General features: G+C 68.9%; 14 protein-coding genes, 3 tRNA genes and 6 pseudogenes. 18 read left to right on the top strand and 5 right to left on the bottom strand.

Annotated features, from left to right (window positions below; genetic code table 11):
- Window positions 1-59: 59 nt before the first annotated feature.
- The gene (locus JIX55_RS17440; protein ID WP_257564241.1) at window positions 60-1,514 is read right to left on the bottom strand and encodes an FGGY family carbohydrate kinase; all 1,455 of its coding nucleotides are present in this window, start codon (window positions 1,512-1,514) and stop codon (window positions 60-62) included.
- 69 nt (window positions 1,515-1,583) lie between these two features.
- Window positions 1,584-1,889 carry a YtxH domain-containing protein gene (locus JIX55_RS17435; protein ID WP_257564240.1) on the bottom strand — a complete coding sequence of 102 codons (306 nt, stop codon included), beginning with the start codon at window positions 1,887-1,889 and terminating at the stop codon, window positions 1,584-1,586.
- Between the two features lie 175 nt (window positions 1,890-2,064).
- On the opposite strand from JIX55_RS17435, the gene JIX55_RS17430 reads away from it, so the two are divergent.
- The 6 genes and pseudogenes from JIX55_RS17430 to JIX55_RS17405 all read left to right on the top strand — a co-directional run bounded on the left by JIX55_RS17430 (window position 2,065) and on the right by JIX55_RS17405 (window position 6,005).
- A tRNA-Asn gene (locus JIX55_RS17430) sits at window positions 2,065-2,137 on the top strand.
- Between the two features lie 6 nt (window positions 2,138-2,143).
- A tRNA-Asn gene (locus tag JIX55_RS17425) sits at window positions 2,144-2,216 on the top strand.
- A gap of 177 nt (window positions 2,217-2,393) precedes the next feature.
- Window positions 2,394-2,467: transfer RNA gene (locus JIX55_RS17420), tRNA-Ile, on the top strand.
- 669 nt (window positions 2,468-3,136) lie between these two features.
- Window positions 3,137-3,634 carry a pyridoxal-dependent decarboxylase gene (locus JIX55_RS17415; protein WP_257564239.1) on the top strand — a complete coding sequence of 166 codons (498 nt, stop codon included), beginning with the start codon at window positions 3,137-3,139 and terminating at the stop codon, window positions 3,632-3,634.
- A gap of 177 nt (window positions 3,635-3,811) precedes the next feature.
- Window positions 3,812-5,173, top strand: a pseudogene (locus tag JIX55_RS17410) (IS1380 family transposase); the annotation flags it as partial.
- A gap of 382 nt (window positions 5,174-5,555) precedes the next feature.
- Window positions 5,556-6,005 carry a hypothetical protein gene (locus tag JIX55_RS17405; RefSeq protein WP_257564238.1) on the top strand — a complete coding sequence of 150 codons (450 nt, stop codon included), beginning with the start codon at window positions 5,556-5,558 and terminating at the stop codon, window positions 6,003-6,005.
- 106 nt (window positions 6,006-6,111) lie between these two features.
- Here the strand turns inward: JIX55_RS17405 and JIX55_RS17400 are convergent.
- Window positions 6,112-6,219 (bottom strand): annotated as a pseudogene (locus tag JIX55_RS17400) (IS5/IS1182 family transposase); the annotation flags it as partial.
- 897 nt (window positions 6,220-7,116) lie between these two features.
- On the opposite strand from JIX55_RS17400, the gene JIX55_RS17395 reads away from it, so the two are divergent.
- The 10 genes and pseudogenes from JIX55_RS17395 to JIX55_RS17355 form a co-directional block, all read left to right on the top strand.
- Window positions 7,117-7,578 carry a hypothetical protein gene (locus JIX55_RS17395; RefSeq protein ID WP_257564237.1) on the top strand — a complete coding sequence of 154 codons (462 nt, stop codon included), beginning with the start codon at window positions 7,117-7,119 and terminating at the stop codon, window positions 7,576-7,578.
- Between the two features lie 128 nt (window positions 7,579-7,706).
- Window positions 7,707-9,536: an NACHT domain-containing protein gene (locus tag JIX55_RS17390; RefSeq protein ID WP_257564236.1), complete on the top strand. Its 1,830-nt coding sequence runs from the start codon at window positions 7,707-7,709 to the stop codon at window positions 9,534-9,536.
- A gap of 724 nt (window positions 9,537-10,260) precedes the next feature.
- Window positions 10,261-11,265, top strand: a complete 1,005-nt coding sequence (locus JIX55_RS17385) for a hypothetical protein (RefSeq protein WP_306820013.1) — start codon at window positions 10,261-10,263, stop codon at window positions 11,263-11,265.
- Window positions 11,255-15,529 carry a caspase family protein gene (locus tag JIX55_RS17380; RefSeq protein WP_257564235.1) on the top strand — a complete coding sequence of 1,425 codons (4,275 nt, stop codon included), beginning with the start codon at window positions 11,255-11,257 and terminating at the stop codon, window positions 15,527-15,529. Before JIX55_RS17385 ends, JIX55_RS17380 begins: the two co-directional genes overlap by 11 nt.
- A 987-nt stretch (window positions 15,530-16,516) precedes the next feature.
- A pseudogene (locus JIX55_RS17375) lies at window positions 16,517-16,750 on the top strand (CBS domain-containing protein); the annotation flags it as partial.
- Window positions 16,751-17,227: 477 nt separating this feature from the next.
- Complete coding sequence (locus tag JIX55_RS17370; protein WP_257569359.1) at window positions 17,228-18,511, top strand: sensor histidine kinase; 1,284 nt, start codon at window positions 17,228-17,230, stop codon at window positions 18,509-18,511.
- Complete coding sequence (locus JIX55_RS17365; protein WP_257564234.1) at window positions 18,508-19,209, top strand: response regulator; 702 nt, start codon at window positions 18,508-18,510, stop codon at window positions 19,207-19,209. The genes JIX55_RS17370 and JIX55_RS17365 overlap by 4 nt, the downstream gene beginning before the upstream one ends.
- A gap of 265 nt (window positions 19,210-19,474) precedes the next feature.
- The gene (locus JIX55_RS17360) at window positions 19,475-19,636 is read left to right on the top strand and encodes a hypothetical protein (RefSeq protein ID WP_257564233.1); all 162 of its coding nucleotides are present in this window, start codon (window positions 19,475-19,477) and stop codon (window positions 19,634-19,636) included.
- A 12-nt stretch (window positions 19,637-19,648) separates the two neighbouring features.
- Window positions 19,649-19,755 (top strand): annotated as a pseudogene (locus tag JIX55_RS51450) (short-chain dehydrogenase); the annotation flags it as partial.
- 278 nt (window positions 19,756-20,033) lie between these two features.
- Window positions 20,034-20,198, top strand: a pseudogene (locus JIX55_RS17355) (VOC family protein); the annotation flags it as partial.
- A 273-nt stretch (window positions 20,199-20,471) separates the two neighbouring features.
- Here JIX55_RS17355 and JIX55_RS17345 read toward each other — a convergent pair.
- Both JIX55_RS17345 and JIX55_RS17340 read right to left on the bottom strand, forming a co-directional pair.
- Complete coding sequence (locus tag JIX55_RS17345) at window positions 20,472-21,053, bottom strand: class F sortase (protein WP_257564232.1); 582 nt, start codon at window positions 21,051-21,053, stop codon at window positions 20,472-20,474.
- 163 nt (window positions 21,054-21,216) lie between these two features.
- Window positions 21,217-21,723 carry a sortase gene (locus tag JIX55_RS17340; RefSeq protein ID WP_257564231.1) on the bottom strand — a complete coding sequence of 169 codons (507 nt, stop codon included), beginning with the start codon at window positions 21,721-21,723 and terminating at the stop codon, window positions 21,217-21,219.
- A 258-nt stretch (window positions 21,724-21,981) separates the two neighbouring features.
- On the opposite strand from JIX55_RS17340, the pseudogene JIX55_RS17335 reads away from it, so the two are divergent.
- Window positions 21,982-22,539, top strand: a pseudogene (locus JIX55_RS17335) (HupE/UreJ family protein).
- Window positions 22,536-22,994: a DUF3105 domain-containing protein gene (locus JIX55_RS17330; RefSeq protein WP_257564230.1), complete on the top strand. Its 459-nt coding sequence runs from the start codon at window positions 22,536-22,538 to the stop codon at window positions 22,992-22,994. The pseudogene JIX55_RS17335 and the gene JIX55_RS17330 overlap by 4 nt, the downstream one beginning before the upstream one ends.
- Window positions 22,995-23,341: the final 347 nt, after the last annotated feature.

The following is a 23,341-nucleotide window of genomic DNA, read 5'->3' as shown; positions in this document are numbered from 1 at the left end:
CGTTACCTCAACCGAATTAACCCGACGGTGAAGCCCCGATGCCGCGTCTTCGCAGATGATCAGGCCCGGAACGCCCCGGGGTGAGTCTGCTCACGAACCGAAACGTACTGCTGTCGAACCGCCTGCCCCACAGCCAACTCGTCCCCCGGGTCCAGCATCTGCGCGGCCGCACCGGGCCAGAGCGGCGGCGTGCGCGGGTCGAGGGTCCCCTGGGTCACGCCCAGCGCCCAGGCCGCCTGCCTGGCCGCACCCACCGCCGCGTAGTCCGCCGGCTGCGGCACGACCACCGGCACGCCGAACAACGCCGGCGCCGCCGCCTGTACCGCGGGCAGCTCCGCCGCCGCACCCAGCAGGAAGATCCGCCGTACGTCGACGCCCCGGCCGCGCAGCACGTCCAGCGCGTCCGCGAGCCCGCACAGCATCCCCTCGAACGCGGCCCGCGCGAAGTGCTCCGGCTTCATCGACTCCCGCCGCAGCCCGGCCAGCGTCCCGGCCGTGTGCGGCAGATTCGGTGTCCGCTCACCCTCCAGATACGGCAGCATCACCAGCCCGTGCGACCCCGGCGTCGACTTCATCGCCAGCTCGGACAGCCCCTCCAGATCGGCCACGCCCAGCATCTCGGAGGCCCCGCGCAGCGTCCGTACGGCGTTCAGCGTGGTGACGACCGGCAGATGCATCCCCGTCGCGTCGGCCAGCGAGGTGATCATTCCGGAGGAGTCGACGAGCGCCTCGGTGTGTACGGCCATGACGGACCCGGAGGCCCCCAGCGACACCACCGCGTCACCGAGCCCGATGCCGAGCCCGAACGCGGCGGCCATGGTCTCGCCGGTGCCGGCGGAGATGAGGAGCCCCTCCGGCGTCGTACCGGCCGCGTCCGAGGGCCCGAGGACCTCGGGGAGCATGACCTGATGCCCGAGCGCCATCTCGACGAGATCGGTGCGGTACTGCCCGGTCGCCGCGTTCCAGTACCCGGTCCCGGACGCCCCGCCCCGGTCGGTGGTCCGCCGCACCGGCCGCCCCAGCAACTGCCACACCAGCCAGTCGTGGGCCTGGAGCAGTACGGCGGTCCGCATCGCGGCGTCCGGCTCGGTACGGCTCATCCAGCGCAGCTTGGTCACCGGCTGCGCGGCCCCCGGCACACAGCCGACGGCCTCCGCCCACGCCCCGCGCCCCCCGAGCGCGTCGACGAGGTCGGCCGCCGCGACCTGGGTCCGCTTGTCACCGCCGACCATGGCCGGGCGCACGGTGTTGCCCTGTGCGTCCAGCGCGATCAGCCCGTTCTGCTGGGACGACACGCCGATGGCCTGCACACCCTCCAGCAGCCCGCCGGTGGCCGCCTCCCCCAGGGACAGCAGCCACGCCTGCGGATCGACGTCCGACGGACGTCCCCCGCCCTCCGCCGCCTCCAACGGGTGCGGGGCATACCCCTGCCTGAGCACGGCCCCTGTGTCCGAGTCACAGACGACAATGCGCGTAAAATCGGGCGAACTGTCCAGCCCGGCGACTATCCCCATGGCAGAAATTCTGCCGCACGGGAAGGGGTGGCGCCGCCGCGCGTCGGTCCGGCCGACACATTGTGGTCCCTATGTATTGCTGGTACCCCAGTCGTCTCCGCCGGAGCCGTTCGTGTTGCGTGCGCGCAGGGAGCGGACCCGCTCGGCGACCGTGTCGGGTACGTGGTCCCCGACCTTGTCGCTGACCACGTGATACGCCTTGCCGGCGAACACGCGCCCCTGCTGGGCCGCCGACTCCGCCGTGTTGCGCACGGCGGGGTTCTGCGCGACCTGCCGGGCGGACTTCTTCAACTGCTCGTAACGTTCGCGTCCGGCCCGCGTGCCGAGCACGTACCCCAGGGCCAGTCCGGCAAAGAACGTGAGCCGATAGCGCATGGCGGCCACCCTTCCCTTACGTCTGCGTCGGTCCCTTGCGTTGCCCTGCGTGGGCGACGGGCGCGGGGGATACCGATTGGCGGAGCACCCCCCTGCTTGCGCTAATGTATGTGTCGCAGCGAGCGCACGCCCCCTGGCGAATACCCAGGGAGGTACGTTCGATGCAACGAGGCAATCCTCCGTAGCTCAATTGGCAGAGCAGCCGGCTGTTAACCGGCAGGTTACTGGTTCGAGTCCAGTCGGGGGAGCTTCGATCTTCCGTAGCTCAATTGGCAGAGCAGCCGGCTGTTAACCGGCAGGTTACTGGTTCGAGTCCAGTCGGGAGAGCAACCTGAAGGAGGACCCCGTCGGGGTCCTTTTTCATGTCCGGGGGAACCGCGCGCGCCGGGCCGAAGTCCTCAAGGTCAAGAAGCGCATGCGAAGGCCGACCATCCGAAGCAGGAGATCGTATGAGCGGCTATGCTGCGGCAGACGGCGCGCACAAATGTGCGCGACACGCCGTACGGGGCGGTAGCTCAGCCGGTTAGAGCAGCGGACTCATAATCCGTCGGCCGTGGGTTCGAGTCCCACCCGCCCCACTTCAGCAGGGCTCTGACCTGCGGAAACGTTCATTTTGTCCTGTCGGGTCGTCAACTTTGCCTGAACGGACCGAATCCGCTGCTCGTGAGTTCAGCCTCGTGGCTGGCGTTGGTGTTCGGACGGCTCTGACCAGCAATGATGTTCCATTCTGTTGGCGGTGAACCCGCCGCACATGGCTCCTGTGGCTGGGCGGGTGCTTGATTCGGGACGCTCGCAGGACACAGGGAAACGGAAGGGGATGTTCCGTCAGCCGTGTAGTCGACGTGCGTCATGGGTGGGAAGGTAAATCGGCACGGTGAGGCGGCAGGAGGCTGGGCCTGAGCCCCTGGATCCCAGAGCCGCTGCTGAGCTCAGCCGGGGGCACTGGAAACGGCCCGTACTGAAAACGGCCCAGGGGCTTTTTGATGAGTCGCGTGACGAGGCTCTGAGACGTGACCACGAGGTGTGACACGTCGGTGGGAGGCTACGGATCGTCCTACCGGCCTCAGCGTTGCGGGCCGGGATCGTTCGTCCTCCCCGCGCCCCCTGGGCGCCAGGAACTGCCCCAAGAGAAAACGGTCCCGGTCCACTCGTGGGTGCCCCGTGGTTCATGTCGACAGGATGTCGGGGCGGTCGAGGACGGCTTGACCAGCCCAGCTGCTCGGGTTGCGGACAGTCGGTAGCTGAGTGTGTTCTACAACTACCTGGGCAAGACCGACGCGACGTTCACACTGAACTTCTCCACCGGTGCGTCGATGGTGCTCGCGCAGTACTACAACTTCGTGCGGCTCGGCCGACAGGGCTACACCTACGTCATGAAGATCATGCAGGAGAACGCCCGCGCACTGGCGGACAACCTGCGCAGCAGCGGCCGCTTCGAAGTAATCGGGAGCGACCTCGAACAGCTGCCGCTGGTCGCCTTCCGTCTCGCCGGCAAGCACGCCTACGACGAGTCCGACATCGCCTGGCAACTCTCGGCCGAGCGCGGCTGGATGGTTCCGGCATACACGCTCCTGCCCAACGCCGAGAAGGTGAAGATCCTGCGTGCCCTGGTCAAGGAGACCCTGAGCCGCGAGCAGGTCGACCGCCTGAGTCAGGACATCGAGGACGCGTGCCGCACGTTGGACGACAAGGGTGCAGCCCACGGGATCGAGCGAGAGCAGGTCAAGCGCGGCACCGGCTACTGACGCACTTCCGGTGTCGGGGAGGGACTCCAGAACTGTGCCTGGTCTCGAGCTTCACGTGGCAGGGCGTCCGGTAGGTGATCAGAAACACGGAGAGTGCTCCTGACCTGCAACGATGGGACTCCTCTAGGGTCCAGGTCGTCGCGTGAAAGAGGCACTTTCAGGTGAAGAAGCGTATCGGGGTCCTACCCGCGTGTCCGTACCGAAGGTGGGGGTCGCGGGGTCGTCTCCCAGGCTGGCGGTGTGCTGCTGGTGGAGACGATCCGCAAGACCGGTCTGGACAGGGCGATGTCGGCGGCGTTGGCGCCGTGGCGGAAGTCGCGGGCGGTGCATGATCCGGGCAAGGCCCTGCTGGATGTGGCGTTCGCCCTCGCGCTGGGCGGGGACTGCCTGGCGGATGTGGGCATGCTTCGGGTCGAGCCTGCGGTGTTCGGGCCGGTGGCCTCCGATCCGACGGTCTCCCGGTTGATCGACACCCTCGCGTCGGGCGGGAATCGGGCCCTGACAGCGGTCCGCACTGCCCGGGCCGAAGTACGTGAACACGTCTGGACGTTGGCCGGTCAGGCAGCTCGGGACGCCGACGGTCAGGGGACCGTGGACCTGGACGGGGTGCTCGTCATCGCACACTCCGAGAAGCAGGATGCGGCCGCGACCTGGAAGAAGACCTTCGGGCACCACCCACTGATGGCGTTCGTCGACCACGGCCAGGGCGGGTCCGGCGAACCCGTGGCCGGTCTGCTGCGACCGGGCAACGCGGGCAGCAACACTGCGGCAGACCACATAGAAGCGGCCGGACTCGCCTTGAAGCAGCTGTCGAACAAGTACCGCCGTGGACGGCGGACGCTCCTCCACACCGACTCGGGCGGGGGCACCCACGAGTTCGGCAACTGGCTGTCCGCGCGGGGCCGGTGGCTGTCCTACTCGGTCGGCATGACCATCACCGACGCCATCCATCAGACCGTCCTGAAGGTCCCCGCCTCGGCCTGGACGGCGGCCGTCGAACCCGGCGGCCAGATCCGCGACGGCGCCTGGGTGGCCGAACTCGACGGAGACTGCCTCAAAGGCTGGCCCGAAGGGATGCGGCTGATCGTCCGCAGGGAACGCCCACACCCCGGCGCCTAACTGCGCTTCACCGACACCGACGGCACGCGCTTGACCTGCTTCGCCACCAACACCAAGAACGTCCCGATCGCCGCGCTGGAACTGCGTCACCGCCAGCGCGCCCGTGCCGAAGACCGCATCCGCGCCGCCCGCGCCACCGGCCTGCGTAATCTCCCGCTTCATGACATGGCGCAGAACCAGATCTGGCTGGAGATCGTCCAGATCGCCCTGGACCTGCTCGCCTGGATGCCGATGCTCGCCCTGACCGGCAAGCTCCGCCCGTGGGAACCCCGTCGGCTCCGCCTGCGGCTGTTCTCCACCGCCGCCCAGCTGGTCATTACCGGTCGCCGCCGCATCCTCCGACTCGCCCGCGACTGGCCATGGAACGGCGTGATCACCGAGGCCCTGACCCGGCTCAAAGCGTTGCCGAAACCCGGCTGAACAGCACGTTCCCTTCCCTGCGAACAGGACTACCCCGCCGGAACTGTGGAACCCGGCGCCCACCCGACGCGACAGCCGGGCCTTCGTGCTACCCACCATCAGCCCAACAAACCGAAACGGCCCCGCCAGTTGCACTGGCGAGCCGTCAAGAAGGTTCGAGGCTAGAAGAAGGCGACTGAACCGGATGGCCGACTAGGGGCTGTCCGATGGGTCGTGTGAGCTGATCAGGGCCGTGGCTTAGGCGCAGATGAGCTTCTCCGAAGGCGCCGTCGTCGGGCTCGCTGGCACTGAGAGCTCGTCGCCAATCCGCCCACGCTTGCCTGCGTCGGCCGGTTGAGGAATTTGGTTGCGGTGGACCAGGCGGTTGCGATGATACTCCGGCATGAGTAGAGACGCCGAGGTCATCGTGCTCGCCCGCTGGTCGGACGAGGTGATGGAACCGCTGACCCAGGACGACCCGGAACGCACGTGGCGGGGTCGCTTCGTCCCGATAGCGGGGCACTGGGGCTACGAGTTCGGGTGGGCCCTGGAGTTCGAGAAAATACGTGCCCGCAAGGGCCTGCTCAGGCACCTGGAGTCGCTGCCGTGGCCGCATCCGCATACGGTGCAAGTTCTGCTTCGCGACCAGGACGACGACTGCTTCGGGCTATGGATGTTCCAGGAGGGCCGGCTGGTGGAAGTCACCATTCCGCGCACCGAGCGTTTCCACCAGCCGGCACCGCCCAATGAGGACTTCGAACCCGACCCGGGCATGCTGCTGCGCACCGACCAAAACACGGCTCTGCCCGAGCAGACCCCAGAAGCACGCCGCGACACCCGCTCACCCTGGTAGACCGAGTTCGACAGCTCATCTTGGGACGTCAGGGCTGTCGACGCGCGCCTACTCAGCGAACTGCGCCACCACTACCCAGGTGCCGATAAGCTCTGAACGAGGCGTTTCACTGCGGACGGAGCCATAGGCGGATCGCGGCCACGGTGACCGTCCCGTGGAAGACGTACGCCCGTTTGTCGAAGCGCGTGGCGACGGCTCGGAAGTTCTTGAACTGTTCGCACTGCTCGCAGGGGCATCACTGCTGGCAAGTGCCCTTGCGTAGGGATCCATCCCCGTCTTGCTTCACAGAGCCGAAGACTCATGACGACGAGCGAGGGTGCCATAGCGGCGAGATTGCGGGTCGCCAAGGAGCGTGGCAATGAGGAGGCTGGCCCCGACAGAGTGACGAAACGATGTCTGGCCTGCGACAACGGCCTTGGGCTTAACACTTTCCCCCGATGCCCCCAGCCGCGTGGGCGGCGGGGACCACTGTAGCGGTCGGCCGGTCTGCTACGGGGGTGGACCGGAGAACTAGACGTGGGCGATCACTTGGATCGGTGAACCTGATGTGCGTGGGATCGTGCGTCCCCGGGGCCGTCCGGCAGCGGATCGCCCGTACATCCGGCCCCGGCACACTCCAGCGAGTTGTCCGGCGGCCTGGGCGACGTCCTTGCCGCCGAATGCCGGTTGTGTCGGGGGTGCGGAGGTTTCGGCGACGGCGAACGGAAGTGCGGGTTCGGCCTGCTGAATCTGGAAGACGGGGAAGGGCAGGTCGCGGAGGATCTCGTGGTCGCCGAAGTCGACGGCCAACTGGGCGGCGTACAGGGCCGCGCGAGTGCGGGCGAGCGATGGCCATCTCGGCGACGCTCGTGAACGAGGGGGGAGCTGTGCGGTGGCGAGCGCGGTGAGGGTCCGCCCCACGTGCAGGGGGAGCTTTGCGTTGGAAGGGCGATCCGCCGCGGGCAAGTTCGAGGGCCTCGCCTGGGCTGACGCGATCCCGGATGGCCCCCCGACTATCACAAGGACAGGACTAGACCTAAGGGTCGCCAAGATCCCTAATGGGTATCCGGTTACTTCTTGAATGGATTCGATCACTTTCAGTCTCTAAATAGCGTATTCGTATCATCTGTGCATGAATCGGGTCAGGGTCGCTCATCATGCTGAGATGAGCCAACCACTCAAGCTGACGATATTCGGCGCGCTGTTCCTCGCCGGGCTGTGCGCCTTGCTGTTCGTGGTGTCCCTTCCGGGGCAGACCCTGGACCGGGCGGAAAAGGTGATCTCGTTGGTCGGGGCCCTTGTCGCCATGGTTACGAGCGTGCTCGGGCTGATGCTCCAGCGTGCGACCCCGCCACGGGAACCGGACACCGGCGCGACGCGGCCCTTGTCCGTCACGGGACTCGCAGGCGTCGCAGTCGGCGGCAACGTGGGTGGTGACGTGTCGACGGAGGTGTCCGGCATGGAGGCATCCCCGTATGCGGTCAGTCCCGGCACCGACGCCGCCGCAGCGCCAGGATCCGCGCTGGTCAAGGGAAATGTCACTGGGAGCGTGCGAATCAAGGTCGACGGGCGGGATCAAGGAGCGGCGTCATGAGCTCCGTCCGGCGCCCCTGGTTCTGGAGGGGCGCCCTCGAGGTCAAAGGGGATGTCCGTGACGTCAACACGACCATCAACCTGAGCCCCAGTCGCGCCCAGAAGCAGGCCGAGGCGGCGGGCCAGGCAGTGAAGAAGTTCCGCGCGACGCTTGTCACCGACTTGCGGACGTACCTGGAAGCGGTCGACGATCCGGCGCCGATGACGGTCCGTTGGAGCCTGCTGCGGGGGAGTGGCGTCGACCGATGGGTCAACGTGGTCACGCCTCCCGGTCGGGCCGTCTCCGGCCTTCGGGAGGCCGCCGTCGAGCCACCTGCCGAACTGGACGACCTCACCGACCCCTTACAGCTGTATGACGCAGTGACATCGCACCGGCTGCTGGCCATCGGGCCGGCGGGCAGCGGGAAGAGCGTGTTCGCGGCCCGGTTGGCGCAGGGGTTGCTGGGGCGCTCGGACGATGTCATTCCGGTTGTGGTGCCGGTCGGCAACTGGAATCCGAAACGGGTCTCGTTGGGAGACTGGCTGGTCAAGTGGCTGCACGAGACCTACAGCAAGCTGGGCACGCCCGCGCCTGCCGACGGCGGCACCCTCGCCCATTGGCTGATGGCGCAGGGCCGTCTCCTGCCCATTCTTGACGGGCTCGACGAGATGCACGAGGACTGTCAGGAGGAAGCGTTCGCAGAGCTGAACCGCGAGCCGGCACGACCCCTGGTGATGGTGATGCGGGAGTCCGCGTTCCAGCACGTCACCGCCGACGGTAGCGTTCTGCGGGCGGCGGCCGTCGTCACCCTGCATCCGCTCGAGTCCACGGACGTTGCCGCCTATCTGGCCCGAGCGCCCGTGGCGTGGGACTCCATCGTCCAGCGGCTTCGCGACGACGACCCGCGGGCGGGGCACCTGCGCGGCATCTTGGCCAATCCGCTCATGGCTGCCCTGGCCCACCGCGCCTACCGACCCAAGGAGGGCAGGGATCCGGCGGAGCTGCTGGAGGACGGCCGGCTGTCCATGGCCCCCGCCGTCGAGGACCTCCTGCTGGACGGCTTCGTGCCCGCCCACTACCCGACGCGCCCGCCCCGGAGGTTCCAGGGCGAGAAGTCCGTACGCTACCGCCCGGAGCATGTAGAGAAGTGGCTCGCCCGCCTGGGTGCGGACATGAACGCCCTCGGCACTCGCGACCTCGCCTGGTGGCGCCTGGCGGATACCGTCCCGCATCACATCCAGGTGCGGATCTTCACCGCTGTCATGATCGTCTGGGGGGCTCTGTGGGGCGCGGTCAACGGCGCGTTCATCCCGGCTGGGCCAGCCGCCGGGGCCCTGTTCGGGGCCGGCGCGGGCTCGTTGGCCAGCCTGATCTATCCGTACATTGCCAGGGAGCGGCAGGGACTCGGCCGGTTCCGACTGCGCCCGAAACCCGTCGACCTGGAGCGTGCGGTGGCGAGCTGCGGAGCGTACACACCGCTGGGAGCCATCCCCGGCCTATTGATCGGTGGAGTCCAGGCCTCTCTCGTCACCGCAGCGGCCACCTTCGTCGTCATCTTCTTCATCAACGCCTTCTTCACGGCCAGCGACCAGCATGAGGCCAGAACCCCCGCCCACCTCCTGGCACGCAGTCGCATCATCACGCTGACCTTCTGGTTGGCGGCCTGCGTCGCCGTGTACGCGGGCGGATTCTTCCTCGGGCAGGTGGGGATAGGCCCGATCGTGGCGCTGCCCCTGACCCTCGCGGGCACGGTTTGGGGACGATGGGTGCTGTTCTCCCGGCTCTGGCTGCCACTGCGCGGTCAGCTCCCCTGGCAGGTGAACACCTTCCTGGCCGACGCCGCCCGCCGAGGCGTCCTCCGCCAAGCCGGGGCGGTGTACCAGTTCCGGCACGCCCGGCTGCAGGACCGGCTGGCGTCGCGGTTCGCGCGCCCGCCCGCAGTTGCCCGTGATGGTAATGCGGGCGAGCGGGGTGCATAGCGGGACGAGGTGATCAGGTGCTCTCCTCGCTTGGTTCTGCGCCGGTGCCGGGCGAGGTGACCGCCTGGCCCGGCACCGGCGGCGACTCCGGCCGCGGAAGCCACGACGCGAGCAAGTTGACCCGAGGACGTAAGCCGTTCGTGCGCCAACTCACCCCTGGGCCGGATCACCTCCGCTCGCGCGGAGAAGACACAGCGCGGTTCATGCGGCAAGAGTTCTTCACCGGATCACCTCCGCTCGAGCGGAGGTGATCCGGCGCCGCAGGCGTTCTCAGCGGCGGCCAAACAGCGGCTCTGCCAAGATCAGGCCGGTGACGCTTCGTCACGGCTGGCATGACCCTCGACGAAAAACGTCGGACGCAAGCGGCACATCGTCACCGACACACTCGGCCTCCTGCTGGCCGTCGCCGTCGCCACCGCCGGGGGCCCGCGGCGGCCACGTTGAACAGTGCCACGAGCCGCCCGGGCGGAGTGCACTTCGAACGCGCCGTCATGGCGCGCCACCTGATCGTGCAGATGTGTGTGGAGCGAGAACGCGCCCTCGCCGACCACTCGGGAAACCACCAAGTGCCCCGCGTGCGGAGCCGAACGGTGTTCTCACCGGTGCCAGCGTCCATCGCGGACCTATCCCCCGCGCGTGCGGGGCCGACCCTGCGGCATTGTCTGGTTCGCCGACGATACGGCCGAGCAGGATTCGACCTCCTCCGTCACCGCATCCTCCTGCAATGAGGAGACGCACCGTCACCACCGACTACGGAACAGAGCCGAACGTTTTACAGTCCCGATTTGTACGTGCCGGTGCCGGTGCCGGTGCCGACGGCGTCGTGTGCTTCTACAGTGGTCCGGGCTGGACGACACGGTGGTGGGGGGGCGGCGTGGCACGTGTGGTCGGTGTGCATGGGGTGGGCAAGCAACTGCTGGGCGAGGAAAGCCTGTTGAAGGACTGGCTTCCGGCACTGCGCGATGGTCTGCGCCGGGTCGGCGCCCCCGCGCTGGCGTCCGGAGATCTCGCCATGGGCTTTTACGGGGACCTGTTCCGGCCGCAGGGCGAGACGCTGGCGGTCGGCGATCCTGTGTACGGTGCCGCCGATGTGGAAAGCGGGTTCGAGCAGGACCTGTTGTTCGCGTGGTGGCAGGCCGCCGCGGCGGTGGACGATCAGGTGGTGGCGCCGGACGGCGACACCCTGGCGCGTACGCCGCGGTCGGTGCAGGCCGCGCTGCGGGCCTTGTCCCGGTCGCGGTTCTTCTCCGGTCTGGGGTTGCGGGCGCTTGTTTTCGATGTGAAGCAGACTCGCCGGTATCTGCTGGAGCCCGGGCTGCGGCAGGCGGCCCGGGACCGAGTGTCCGCGGCGATCGGAGACGACACCCGTGTGGTGGTGGCGCATTCGCTGGGCTCGGTGGTGGCCTACGAGACGTTGTGCGCCCTTGACGGGCACGGCGTGCGGGCCCTGGTGACCCTGGGCTCACCGCTGGGGCTGAGGATGGTCTTCGAGCGCCTGCAGCCCGCGCCGGCCCCAACCGGTGCGTGGCCGGGCGGAGACGCACTGGCATGGACGAATCTGGCCGACCAGGGGGACGTCGTCGCCTTGGTGAAAGACCTGCGGCCCCTGTTCGGCGAGCGGGTGAGCGGGGTGGTGGTCCACAACGGCTCGCACGCCCACGACGCCACCGCCTACCTGACCGATGGCCGCACCGGTGCGGCCATCGCCGGAGGCCTCGATGCCCGCTGAGTCCGCGGACTCCGCCCCACGCCGGTTACTGATCGCCACCGCGATCACCCGTTATCCGAAGGCGCCCACCCATCTGAGATGGGATCGGCCCAACCTGGCACAGGCCCGCGAACGCATCGTGGAACTCTTCACCGGCCAGCTCGGCTACGAGCTTGCCCCGGTGCTGGGCCTGGACCCCACCGGCGACCAGCTCACCCAGCGGCTGCGTGCGTTCTGCAAGTCCCCCGAACGCCGTCCGGACGACCTGATCGCGGTATACATCGCCGGACACGGCGAGATCCTCGACGACGGCGGTGAACACGTCCTGCTCACCGCCGACACCGACCCCGACGACATCGAAGACGCCCTGCCGACCCTGACCCTGGCCCGCAAGATGCTCCTGGGAACCGACGTCAGGCGGCTGATGCTGCTGTTGGACACCTGCTACTCCGGCCAGGGCGGCAACGAACTTGCCACGTCCGCACTGGCCCGGATGAGCCGCCGGTGGGGCCAGGAGTCCGGATCCGGGTTCGTCGTGGTCGCCTCCGCCCAGTCCAACGAGCAGGCTGAAACAGGAGCCTTCCCCCACCTGCTCGGACAAGCGGTGTCCAGCCTCGCCACCGCAGGCCACGGACCGCAGGCACTACCGCTGGACACCGTGGTCCAGCAAATGAATGACCACCCAGACCGGCCCGGCCACCAGCGCATCGGCCTGACCCAGATCGCCCTGACCGGAGCGGTGCCACCGTTCCTGCCCAACCCCCGCCACGATGTCCGCCTGACCGGCGTCGACCTGGGCATCCAGCAGGCCGCCGAATGGCAGGAGCACACGGAACGCCGCGAGACCGAGTTCCGCACCCGCCTCCTGGTACGGGCCATGGGAAGCTCCGACCCCCACCGCGTCGGCTGGTGGTTCTCCGGCCGCCACCAAGCACTTCTCGAGATCACCCAGTGGCTGGAGCAAGCCGGCCCGCGCCCCGGCCGGCCGGCGCTCGCCATCACCGCCGGCCCCGGCTCCGGCAAGACAGCCGTACTGGGGCTGATCGCCGCACTGACCCACCCGGACCGCCGCCGCGCCGTTCCCCTGGACAGCCTCGGTCTGAACCCGCAGATCCTTCCCGCCGAAGACGCCGTCGACGTCACCATCTACGCCCAGAACCTGACCGACCAACAGGTCCTGCACGGCATCGCCGCCGCAGCGCACCTACCCGCCCACAACACCCCCGGCGAACTCCTCGAAGCCCTCGCACCCCTCCTCACAGCACACGGCAGGCCGCTCACCGTGCTGGTCGACGCCCTCGACGAGGCCGCCACCCCCGACACCCTGTGCAGCGGCATCCTGCGCCCCCTGATCGACCACGCAGCCGGCCGCATCCGCCTGCTGCTCGGCACCCGCCCGCACCTGCTGGACCGCCTCGGCCTCCCCCGCGAACAGCAGATCGACCTCGACGCCGACCGCTACGCGGACCCCGACGCCCTGCTCATCTATACCGTCCGCAATCTCATCGAGGCCCACCCCGGCTCCCCCTACCTGAATTGCCCCGACACCCTACGGCTGGCCATCGCCCGCCAGGTCGCCGCTGCAGCCGGACGGTCCTTCCTCGTCGCCCGGATCACCGCGGGCACCCTGGCCGCCAACCCCGAACTGCCCGACCCCGACGATCCTGCATGGAGGGCCGGCCTGCCCCGCCTGCCCGGCGACGCCATGCATCGCGACCTGGCCGAACGCCTCGGCGACAATGCCGTCCGCGCAGCCGACCTGCTGCGCCCCTTGGCCTTCGCCGAAGGCCAGGGCCTGCCCTGGGAAGACCTCTGGGCGTCCCTGGCCGGCACCACTTCCGGCCGCACCTACACCGACGACGACCTGCTGTGGCTGCGCCGCACCGCTGGTGCATACGTCGTCGAGGCCACCGAGGCCGACCGCTCCGCCTACCGCCTCTACCACCAATCCCTCGCCCAGCACCTACGCGAAGGAATCGACACGGTCGGCATCCACGCGGCCTTCACCCGCGCGTTGCTCGACCGCGTGCCCTACGGTCCAGACGGGGACCGTGACTGGAAGCGCGCCCACCCCTACACCCTGCGCCACCTGGCCACCCACGCCGCCCACGGCGGCCTGCTCGACGATCTCGTCACCGACCCCGAGTACCTGGTTCACGCCAACCCCGACGCCCTCATGATCCACCTGCACACCGTGCAGTCGGAATCCGCTCGGCTCGCCGCCGCGATCTACCGCGCCTCCATCGCCACCCACCGCCACGCAGGCGTGGAGGAACGCCGTCAGATCCTCGCCCTGGACGCTGCCCGCTACAACACCCCAACCGCACTGGCGGCGTTCAACAGCAAAGCGACCGAGCATGCGTGGAAACCCCTGAGCTCATCCGGTGGAACGCTGTCCCCCGCGCTGCGCAACACTTTGACCGGCCACACCGAAGCGGTGACAGCGGTGGTGTGCACAAGCCTGGACGGCTGGCCCAGCGCCGTCACCGGCTCCCGCGACAAGACGGTGCGGGTGTGGGATCTGACGACCGGCCAACCCGTCGGCCAGCCCATGACCGGCCACACCGAATGGGTGGAAGCGGTGGCGTGCACGAGCCTGGACGGCCGACCCATCGCTGTAACCGGCTCCGTCGACCGGACAGTGCGGGTGTGGAACCTGATAACCGGCCAACCCATCGGCCCACCCATCACCGGCCACACCGGAGCGATAACAGCGGTGGCGTGCACGAGCCTGGACGGCCGACCCATCGCTGTAACCGGCTCCGTCGACCGGACAGTGCGGGTGTGGAACCTGACAACCGGCCAACCCGTCGGCCGGCCGATGACCGGCCACACCGAAAGGGTGTGCGCGGTGGCCTGCACCGTGCTGGACGGCCGACCCATCGCCATCACCGGCTCCTGGGACCGGACAGCGCGGATGTGGGACCTGACCACCGGCCGACAAATCGGCTCCCTGACTGTCCCTCTCACGATACGCGCGGTGCTCGCGGTGGCGTGCACGAAACTGGACGGCCGACCCGTCGCCGTCACCTACTCCGATGCCAGGACGTCGCGCGTGTGGGACCTGAAGACCGGCCAACCCGTCGGCCGGCCCATGACCGGCCACACCGGCTCGGTGGAGGCGGCGGCGTGCACCGTGCTGGACGGCCGGCCCGTCGCCGCCACTGTCTCAGGTGCCATGGACTACTCCGCGCAAGTCTGCGACCTGACCACCGGACAACCCGTCGGCCAGCCCCTGACCGGCCACACCAGCACGGTGACGGGGGTGGCGTGCACTGTGCTGGACGGCCGGCCCATCGCCGTCACCGGGTCCTTAGACCGGACGGTGCGGGTCTGGGACCTGACCACCGGCCAACCCGTCGGCCGACCCATGACCGGCCACACCGCAGAGGTTCGTGCGATGGCGTGTACGGTGCTGAACCGTCGGCCCGTGGCCGTCACCGGCTCCTGGGACGACACGATGAGGGTGTGGGACCTGACCACCGGCCAACCCATCGGCCAGTGGTCAGGCGCCGGCACCCACTTGGTCGGCGCCCTCGCGTGCACAGTGCTGGACGGAAAGCCCATCGCCGTTTCCGTCGCCACCGCATCCACAGATATGTCGGTGCGGGTGTGGGACCTGACTGACGGCCGACTCTTTGGCGCCCTGACCGGTCACACCAGCGCGGTGCGCGCGGTGGCATGCACGGTGCTGGCCGGTCGGCCGATCGCCGTCACCGGCTCCTATGACCGGACGGTACGGGTCTGGGACCTGGCCAACGGCTACCCCGTCGGCACCCTGACCGGTCACACCGAAGCGGTGGAAGCGGTGACGTGCACGCTGCTGAACGGCTGGCCCGTCGCCGTCACCGGCTCGGAGGACACGACGGTACGGGTGTGGAACCTGACCACCGGTCAACCCATCGGCTCCCTGACCGGTCACACCAGTTCGGTGAGCGCGGTGGCGTGCACCGTCCTGAACGGTCGGCCGATCGCCGTCTCCGGCTCCCTCGACACGACGGTACGAATGTGGGACCTGACCACCGGCCAACCCGTCGGCCGACCCCTGACCGGCCACACGGAAAGGGTGTGGGCGGTGGAATGCACCATGCTGGCCGGTCGGCCGGTCGCCGTCACCGGCTCCCAGGACGGAACAGTGCGGTTCTGGGACCTGGCGAAGCACGACACCATGGGGGTGTTGTACCTTCCGGGACCCTGCGGGGCGGTGGCAGTCACTGCGGAAGGTCTGGTGGTCTGCACCTTCGGCAACGACATCGCCATCTTCAGCCGGACACCGACGGAGTAGACCGTCCGCACATTCTGCCCAACCGACCATCCGGCCCCTCCCCAAAAGCAAAAGCCCCAGGTCACGGCGAGTGAGTCCTGAGGCTTCCACAGAGCCGCCTTCGGGACTCGAACCCGAGACCTAGGGACCATCAGGCACTCCGGGACAATTCACCCTGACGAGCCGAAGTCAGTAACGACACCCGTCATAGAGGCTCCGCCCCGACTGTCGGGGTGGAGATGTTCGCGCGATGGAAGGCGAATCCGCTGCTCTCGGTCCCGGCGCCTGTGTCCCAGCTGGGAGTACGGCCGCGGCGGCAGCCGGACCGGTCCATCCAGGACGCGTTCGGGACGCAGGTTGGACACAAGGATCGGAAAAGACTGACAAGGGCCGGGAAGGGGTGAGGCATCAAAACCATCCTGACCCGGGAAAACGACCAAGATGAGCGTTGATCGACAAGGGCCGCCAAGATCCTCAAAGGACTCATAATCCGTCGGCCGTGGGTTCGAGTCCCACCCGCCCCACTTCAGCAGGCCTCTGACCTGCGGAAACGTTCATTTTGTTCCGTCGGATCGTCAACTTTGCCTGAACGGGTGGAATCCGCTGCTCGTGAGTTCGGCTCCGGTGCGGTCAGTGTGAGTTCACATCGCTCTGACCTGCGCAGATGTCGTGGTCCGGCGATGGGGCACGTTTCCGCGGGCGGCGTGTACGGGGCCTTGGGCGCCGGATTCGGGACGCTGGCAGGACACGAGGAATCAGAAGTGCTACCCGAGGACCTTCGAGTAGGCGGGTCTGCCGGGCTGGCGGGTGGGTACGGGGGCCGCCCGAATGGGGTGCAGTCCGAGCTGAGACGCGAAAACGGCCCGTACTGGAAACGGCCCAGAGAGGACCGACAGGCATGTGGGACGGGCCGGTCTGGGCGGTTCCCTCACATGCAGCCGCACCGGCTTTCCTGCCCACCCCGCCCCTCCCGGTGGCCCTGACGTTGTTCAGCGGCCCCACCATCCGGTCCACGCCCGCGACGCACTGGTCGCCCGCACCCGGGGCCGTGCCGTCACGGCTCGCGCCCTCGCCCGTCCCGTACCGGAGCTGGCGGACAACGCCACGGTGGCCGACGCGATCGACGTACTCCGCCGGCAGCGCGCCTCACTCGCCGTAGTCTGCGACGACACCGGCCGACTCACCGGCCTGGTCAGCCTGGACGACCTACTGGCCCGCTACCTGCAGCCGCGAGCGATCTGACCACGAGGGGGCCGGTGGGCCCGGGCAGATGCGGTGTGCCGCTCGATACGGCCGGCGATTCGGCGGGATCAGCCGCGGTGGACGCGTCTGCGGCGGAGGCGGGCACGCACGTCCCCACGACGAGGAGCCCGGCCAGGGCGGCCAGGCCGCGGCGCAGGATCCGGTTCCGGGGTGCCGACGGTGGGCTGCCCGGGGTGCTGGTCTCGTCGCCACGGCTCACGGCGGGCAGTTTGGTCAGTGGCGCGGTCATGGTCGTTTCTCCTTCGGTCGCCAACTCCGGTTCCATGGACGCTAGGAGCGGGCAGGTCCGGACGCGTCGGCCGCCGGGGCTGTTTCCGGTACCTCGCCGGGAGGAGGCCGTACGGCGTCATCCTCGCGATGTAGTCGATCGATGTATCCCGGAGGATCACGCTGATCAAATGGACGGATGTCGCCGCCGGGGACGTCGGCGAGAATGAGCCGGTGACGACCGTGCCTATGGCGGACCGACTGCTGGAGCGGGTCAAACCGGACCGACTGGGGGAGTGGTTCGCCCTGCTGACGCGCCCGACCGGTCCGCCGCCGCGGCCCACCCGGCGCGGCCGGACCTTCGACGCAGCGATGGCGCTGGCCATCGGCGTCGGCTCCGTCTACTACGTACTCGACAACATGACCGGCATCGTCGACCGAGGAGACCGGCCCGTGGCCGCGCCGGGCGAGTGGATCGGTCCGGTGATCGTGGCGATCATCGCCTCGGCACCTCTGACGCTGCGTCGCCGGTACCCGCTCGCCGTGCTGTGGATCGTGCTGGCCGCCGTCATGGTCACGCCACACGATGCACCGCGGCTCACCTTCTACGCCTGCGTCGTCGCCGCCTACAGTGCCGCCGCCTACAGCCCCCACCGGATTCCCGCCCTGGCAAGCCTGGGGATGGCGGTGCTCCTGGTCAGCACGGACTCGGCGTTGCCCACTGTCCCCGACCAGTACGCCCCGTATCTGATCCTGGTCCCGATCGTCGTGGCGGCCGACGGCCTGCGCACCTGGAAGCTCAGAACGGACGAGGGCCGCAGGCGCCTGTCCGCGATGGAACGTGAACAAGCCGAGGCGCTGCGCCGCGCGATCGAACACGAACGCGCCAGGATCGCCCGCGAACTGCACGACGTGGTGACGCACAACGTCAGCGTGATGGTCATCCAGGCCGGCGCCGCCCGCAAAGTCATGGACGCTCACCCCGACCAAGCCCGCGAGGCGCTCCTCGCGGTCGAGGCCGGCGGCCGGGCGGCGATGACCGAACTGCGCCACGTCATGGGGCTGCTCACCCCGGACACCCCTGCCGACCCCCACAGCCCCGGCCCGGCCGGCATGGTGGATCTGGCGCCACAGCCGGGGCTGGGCCAGCTGGAGACGTTGGTCGCACGGGTGTGCAAGACAGGGATGCCGGTCAAGCTGACGGTGACCGGACAAAGGCGTCCGCTGCCGTCCGGGATCGAACTGGCCGCCTACCGGGTGGTGCAGGAGGCACTGACCAACACGGTCAAGCACGCGGCAGGCGCGAGCGCGGCGGTCACCGTCGACTACACAGCCACCCACCTCCGAGTAGAGGTCACCGACACCGGCGGCACACCAGGTACCCCCAGGACCACCGGCAGCGCCACCGGAGCCGGACGCGGGCTGATCGGCCTGCGCGAGCGCCTCGCTGTCTATGGGGGAACCCTGCACACCGGGCCACACTGCGCCGACGGCTACCGCGTCACCGCACTGATCCCCTTGGAGGCCTCGTGACCTGCTCGCCGCGCGTGGTGATCGCCGATGACCAGGCACTGGTCCGCACCGGCTTCCGGATGATCCTCACGGCCGACGGCATCGACGTGGTCGCCGAGGCGACCAACGGCACGGAAGCCGTCGACGCGGTCCGGCGCACCAGACCCGACGTGGTCCTGATGGACATCCGCATGCCGGAACTGGACGGCCTGGAAGCCACCCGCCACATTCTGACCGGAACGGACCATGAACCACGTGTGATCATCCTGACCACGTTCGACCTCGACCGCTACGTCTACGCGGCCCTGTCCGCGGGGGCCGCCGGTTTCCTCCTCAAGGACACCACACCCGAACAGCTCGTCGCCGCCGTCCGCATGGTCCGCTCCGGCGACGCGCTGCTGGCCCCGGCCATCACCCGCCGTCTCGTCGAACGATTCGCCCGAAACGACTCCCACACCACCGCGATCCACCGCGACCTGGCCGCACTGACCCCACGTGAACTCGAAGTCCTGCAACTGCTGGCCCGAGGGCTGAACAACGCCGAGCTCGCCGACCACCTCCACTTGTCAGAGGCCACCGTCAAAACCCACGTCGCCCGTATCCTTGCCAAACTCGGACTCCGCGACCGCGTCCAAGCCGTCATCGTCGCCTACCAGACCGGACTCGTCAGCCCCACCGGAGACGACACCACCCCGCCGGCCGCTGACGCACTGCCCTGAGCTCCTCCCGGATCACAAGGCACCGTGTCGGCAACGCAGGCCAAGCGGGCCAGACGACCATGGTTGCGATCCCCGTCAGCGGGGATGCGGCCGCGAGGGCTGGCCGCCTGGCCGGTGTCCTGGAGCGGCGCGATCCCGCAACCGGGTACCGCCGACGCCAGCTCACCGGGCCGAGCTTCCCGGCGGAGGTCGCCGAAGTCCGTCTTCCGCCCGGTGCCCGCGTGCCGTACCCGGTCGCGGCCTTCGCGTTCATCCGGTCGTCTGGGTGCTCGACGACCGGCTGACCTTCCATGAGGGCGACACGGTGCACGAACTCGACGCGGCGGACACCATCGAACGGGGCGAGCCGGTCCCGTGCATGTTCGCCCACCACAGTCCAGCCGAGTGCCGTTACGCCGTCATCCTCACCCGGGGCGAACGGCCGTGAGCCTTCCCCGACGTCTACGTCGGGGCACGCGATGCCCACCGCGGCCGGCGGCGGCCGAGAGGCTCGGCGCCCGCTTCGTTCAGCTTGACGTCACCGACGAGGATTCCGTCAAAGCCGCCGTCTGTGTCCGTCCGCGCGGCTCGGGTGCTGCCTGGAGTGCTTCGACGGCACGCCCGTGAACCCCAGCAGCTACCTCGCGCCCTCGGCACTCGCCGCTCACCGGCTGGCCGCGTGAGCCGCGCGCCCCGTCCCGGCCACACAGGCCGGGACGGTGCCCCGGCGGCCAGAGCACCTGACAAAGGCCGGCGGCAGCCAGCGGTGACGGTCGGGGACATGGACGGCTCCTCACAGAGTCGGACGCCGTGCCGATCACGGCGTCATGAGAGCAGCCTCGGACGGTTTGCCTGTGCGGCTCCACGCCACCGACGTCCAGGCCATCCACGACGCGCTCGTCGCCGACGGTCACACCATCGTCTCCGCGCCGACTGACGGCCCCTTCGGCCGGACATTCACCTTTGCCGACCTCGACGGCTACCAAGTCACTCTCCACGACCACGCCTGACAAGCCGACACCTCTCCTACGTCCTGCGCAGCCGACCTCACTAGCCCGGCCTGGACGTACAGATCTTGCAGGCGGTCGTCGACGACTGCACCCGCCCAGCGGACGGCCGCATGATGACCGCTGACCTGCGCATCCTGCACCCGTGCGATACCGAGGACGCCCAAGCGGTGCGGCGGCAGATCCGCGCGATGCGCGAGCTCGACGCGCAGGCGTTCCCGGAGCCGGAGGCAGGCGAGGACGAACGTCGGCCTGCTCAGCGGCACCGCCATCGTTCTACGCCGCGGTCAGCGTCGCAAAGACCACGACATTTCCCTGGTAGCCGGTTTCTTCGGCGTATGGGCCCCCACAGGTGATCACGCGCAGTTCGGGCCGGTGGGAGCTGCCGTAGACCTTCTCATCCGGAAACGCCTTCTTGTCGTAGAGTTCCACAGCGTCGACCGTGAAGACGGCTGTCCGCCGGTCTGACCTGATGATCTCGATGGTGTCGCCCTTGGCCAGTGCTCCGAGGCGGTGGAAGACTCCGGGGCCTTGCGGCGTGTCGACATGCCCCGTAGTGACGGCTGTGCCGACTGAGCCAGGAGGTGTACCGGCGCCATACCACCCGGCAAAGTGGGGCATATTGGCCGATGGTGGGCGCAGTGCTCCTGTGTCGTCGAGGCCCAGTTTCGTCATTGGGGCATTCACGCCGATGGCGGGGATTCGCAGCCGGACCGGAGCCGACGGGGGCAGGGGCGGCACAAAGGGATACCGGGTCGAGGCGGTGCTGCTGTGCCCGGGTGGCACGGGGGAGGAGGACTGCGCGGTCGAAGGTTGCGGAGGCTGTTCGCCCCGGAGCGCCGTGATCACCAGCACCATGCCCGCCAGTAGAGCGTAGACGAGATATTTGGCGGACGGGGTGGACGAGGGGGAAGGACCGCAGGGCTCGTACCTCGGTTCCATCGCTGTGGAGCCTCCGCTTCGCGATGATCCCCCCAGCCCTCGGACACGGGCCTGGGGGCTGGGCCGGCAGGGCAGAGCGTCAAACGCGGGCGCCGGCCCTGGGGCGGCGCATCTTGATCGCGCCGCCGGCGGCGGCTCCGGCGAGCAGCACCGCCCCGAGGGCAAGTTGCGTGCCCTTGTCGTCCGCCGCCCCGAAACCAGCGTCGATCGCGCCGCTGGGGTTGCCGGTGCCGACCCAATATGTGCCCGTGATCTTGACTCGTGGCGGGCACTTCAGAGTGATGGTGTAACCGCCGGTCGCGGTGCCGCCCGGCACCTTGAATTCGCCGGTCAGTACACCCTCCCGGTCGCCTGGGAGGAGATGGAACTTGCCTCCTGCCTCAGACTCGCCCTTCCCGTAGACCTCCGAGCCACAGGCTCTGGTGCTGACCGTGACGGTGGAACCTGGGGCGGCATGGCGCGGGCTGATGTGCATACCTGGATCACCGGTGGGGCCGTTCGCGGCTGCGGCGGCCGGGCTCGAGAGGCCGACGGTACCGAGAAGGAAACCGATGCCGATGCCGGTGCCTGCCCACTTGATACGCATGAAGTTCCTCCGAGAAACAGTGGCCGGCCGGAGTGCGCGGCGCCTTGTTGTGCTCCGCTCATGAGGAAACCGACAGACCGTCAGGGCTGCAACACGCATACGGACAGATGGGTCATCCGGCCAGGCCCAGCGGCCGCACTCCTTTGATCATTTACCCAGGTGAGCGCTCCTGAGGGCGATTTCGGAAGAACGCACCGCACGGGCGACGAGGGGGCTGGCGTCCCTTCGGGGTGATCTTGAAAAAGCGCAGGACGCCCTGTGGCTGCCACAGCCGTCATACATCCTCCTGCGCGGCGCGTCGACGGGCGCGGTGACGTCGAGAGCCGGCCGGGGGCATGCCGCATCACTCCCGGTCGGCTGGGCGTGCCCGGTAGTCGGCTTGTTCTCCGCCACCGGCAGTCAGGTCCATCTGCGACCGGCGGCGTCGCCCGCCGTGCTGCTGGCCTGATCAGCCTCTTCGCCCTGGGCCACAGCACCACACTGCTGATCGCGACCCTCGCGGGCTGGCGCTTGAACCCGGTGGCCGTGGACGTCGTCGTCGCGCTGAGCCGCGTCTTCGCCGGCGTCGTCGGACTGCTCGGCGCGGGCGAGCGCCGCTGATTCGCGCCCGCTGTCGCCTGCTTCGGCCTCGTCCACGGCCTGGGTCTGGCCACCCGCCTGCAGGACCTCAACCTGCCCGACGGCGGGAAGGTCGCACGGGTGCTGGCGTTCAACGTCGGCGTGGAGATCGGGCAGATCGCCGCCGTCGCCGTCTTCGTCGCCCTCGCCGCCGGCATTCGCAGGCTCCCGCCGCAACTGCGCCTGAAGGGCGCGTGATCCGGGTCGCGCAGGCCGCTCTCGTGGCATGCGGCGTGGTGGCCGCCGCAACGCTGGTCGTCCTCGGCGACCAGTCCGAGACGGCGCAGGCTCAAGGCAGCTGCCAGGTCCGCGACCGCACCGAGACGTTCACCGGCAATACCGGACACCCCACGGACTTCACCGAACCCGGCGCGCGCGCTCCGGAGTCCGGGTTCGGCCATGTCATCGGCGACGGATACGTCATCGTCCAGTACCGGCCTCAGCTGCCCGCCGCCGATCTGGACGCCCTGCGCAACTACGTCACCAACCCGAAATCGGGTCGCGTGGTCGGAGGCCCCGCCCCGGACCAGAAACCGGCCCTCAAGGCCGTCCATGCCTACCTCACGCTGACCTGCGCCGAGTTCGACCTCGAAGCCCTGCGCGAATTCACCGACGAATGGCGAGCCGACCCCCGCATGCGCCAAGTCGGATGAAGCGGAGCCACTTGTGAGTGGCCATGCCGCACGGCGGCCCCGACGTCAGGCGAGTCGGGGCCGCCACGTCCATGCGGTCAGATCCTTGCGATCAGGGCGTAGCGTTCGTCGGTCACCGCGCCCCACACGGCGGCATCGGTGCTGAGGGGTTCGATGTGCAGGTCGCTGACGAGCTGGCGTACCGCGTCGGCCAGGTCTTCGGCGGTGATGCCTCAGTGCCAGGGCGGGGGTGTCAGCGCCGACGACGTACACGTCTGACTGTCTGAGGCTCGATACCAAGGTCCAGGGGCCGGACAGGGACCGGGACGACGCAACCGTGTCCAGACCGACGGTGTCTCCGGCCGGTT

Origin of the sequence: Streptomyces sp. DSM 40750, from assembly GCF_024612035.1 — a bacterium.
In the GTDB taxonomy this organism is placed as follows: domain Bacteria; phylum Actinomycetota; class Actinomycetes; order Streptomycetales; family Streptomycetaceae; genus Streptomyces.
The sequence above is the reverse complement of the archived record's forward strand: the minus strand, read 5'-3'. Positions and strand labels throughout refer to the sequence as shown.

Bases quoted from the DNA above. Each gene is read 5' to 3' on its own strand.
- JIX55_RS17440 (WP_257564241.1), bottom strand. From the start codon at position 1,514: ATGGGGATAGTCGCCGGGCTGGACAGTTCGCCCGATTTTACGCGCATT.
- JIX55_RS17385 (WP_306820013.1), top strand. From the start codon at position 10,261: ATGAGGAGACGCACCGTCACCACCGACTACGGAACAGAGCCGAACGTT.
- JIX55_RS17405 (WP_257564238.1), top strand. From the start codon at position 5,556: ATGAGTAGAGACGCCGAGGTCATCGTGCTCGCCCGCTGGTCGGACGAG.
- JIX55_RS17435 (WP_257564240.1), bottom strand. From the start codon at position 1,889: ATGCGCTATCGGCTCACGTTCTTTGCCGGACTGGCCCTGGGGTACGTG.
- JIX55_RS17380 (WP_257564235.1), top strand. From the start codon at position 11,255: ATGCCCGCTGAGTCCGCGGACTCCGCCCCACGCCGGTTACTGATCGCC.
- JIX55_RS17340 (WP_257564231.1), bottom strand. From the start codon at position 21,723: ATGCGTATCAAGTGGGCAGGCACCGGCATCGGCATCGGTTTCCTTCTC.
- JIX55_RS17345 (WP_257564232.1), bottom strand. From the start codon at position 21,053: ATGGTGCTGGTGATCACGGCGCTCCGGGGCGAACAGCCTCCGCAACCT.
- JIX55_RS17370 (WP_257569359.1), top strand. From the start codon at position 17,228: ATGGCGGACCGACTGCTGGAGCGGGTCAAACCGGACCGACTGGGGGAG.
- JIX55_RS17395 (WP_257564237.1), top strand. From the start codon at position 7,117: ATGAATCGGGTCAGGGTCGCTCATCATGCTGAGATGAGCCAACCACTC.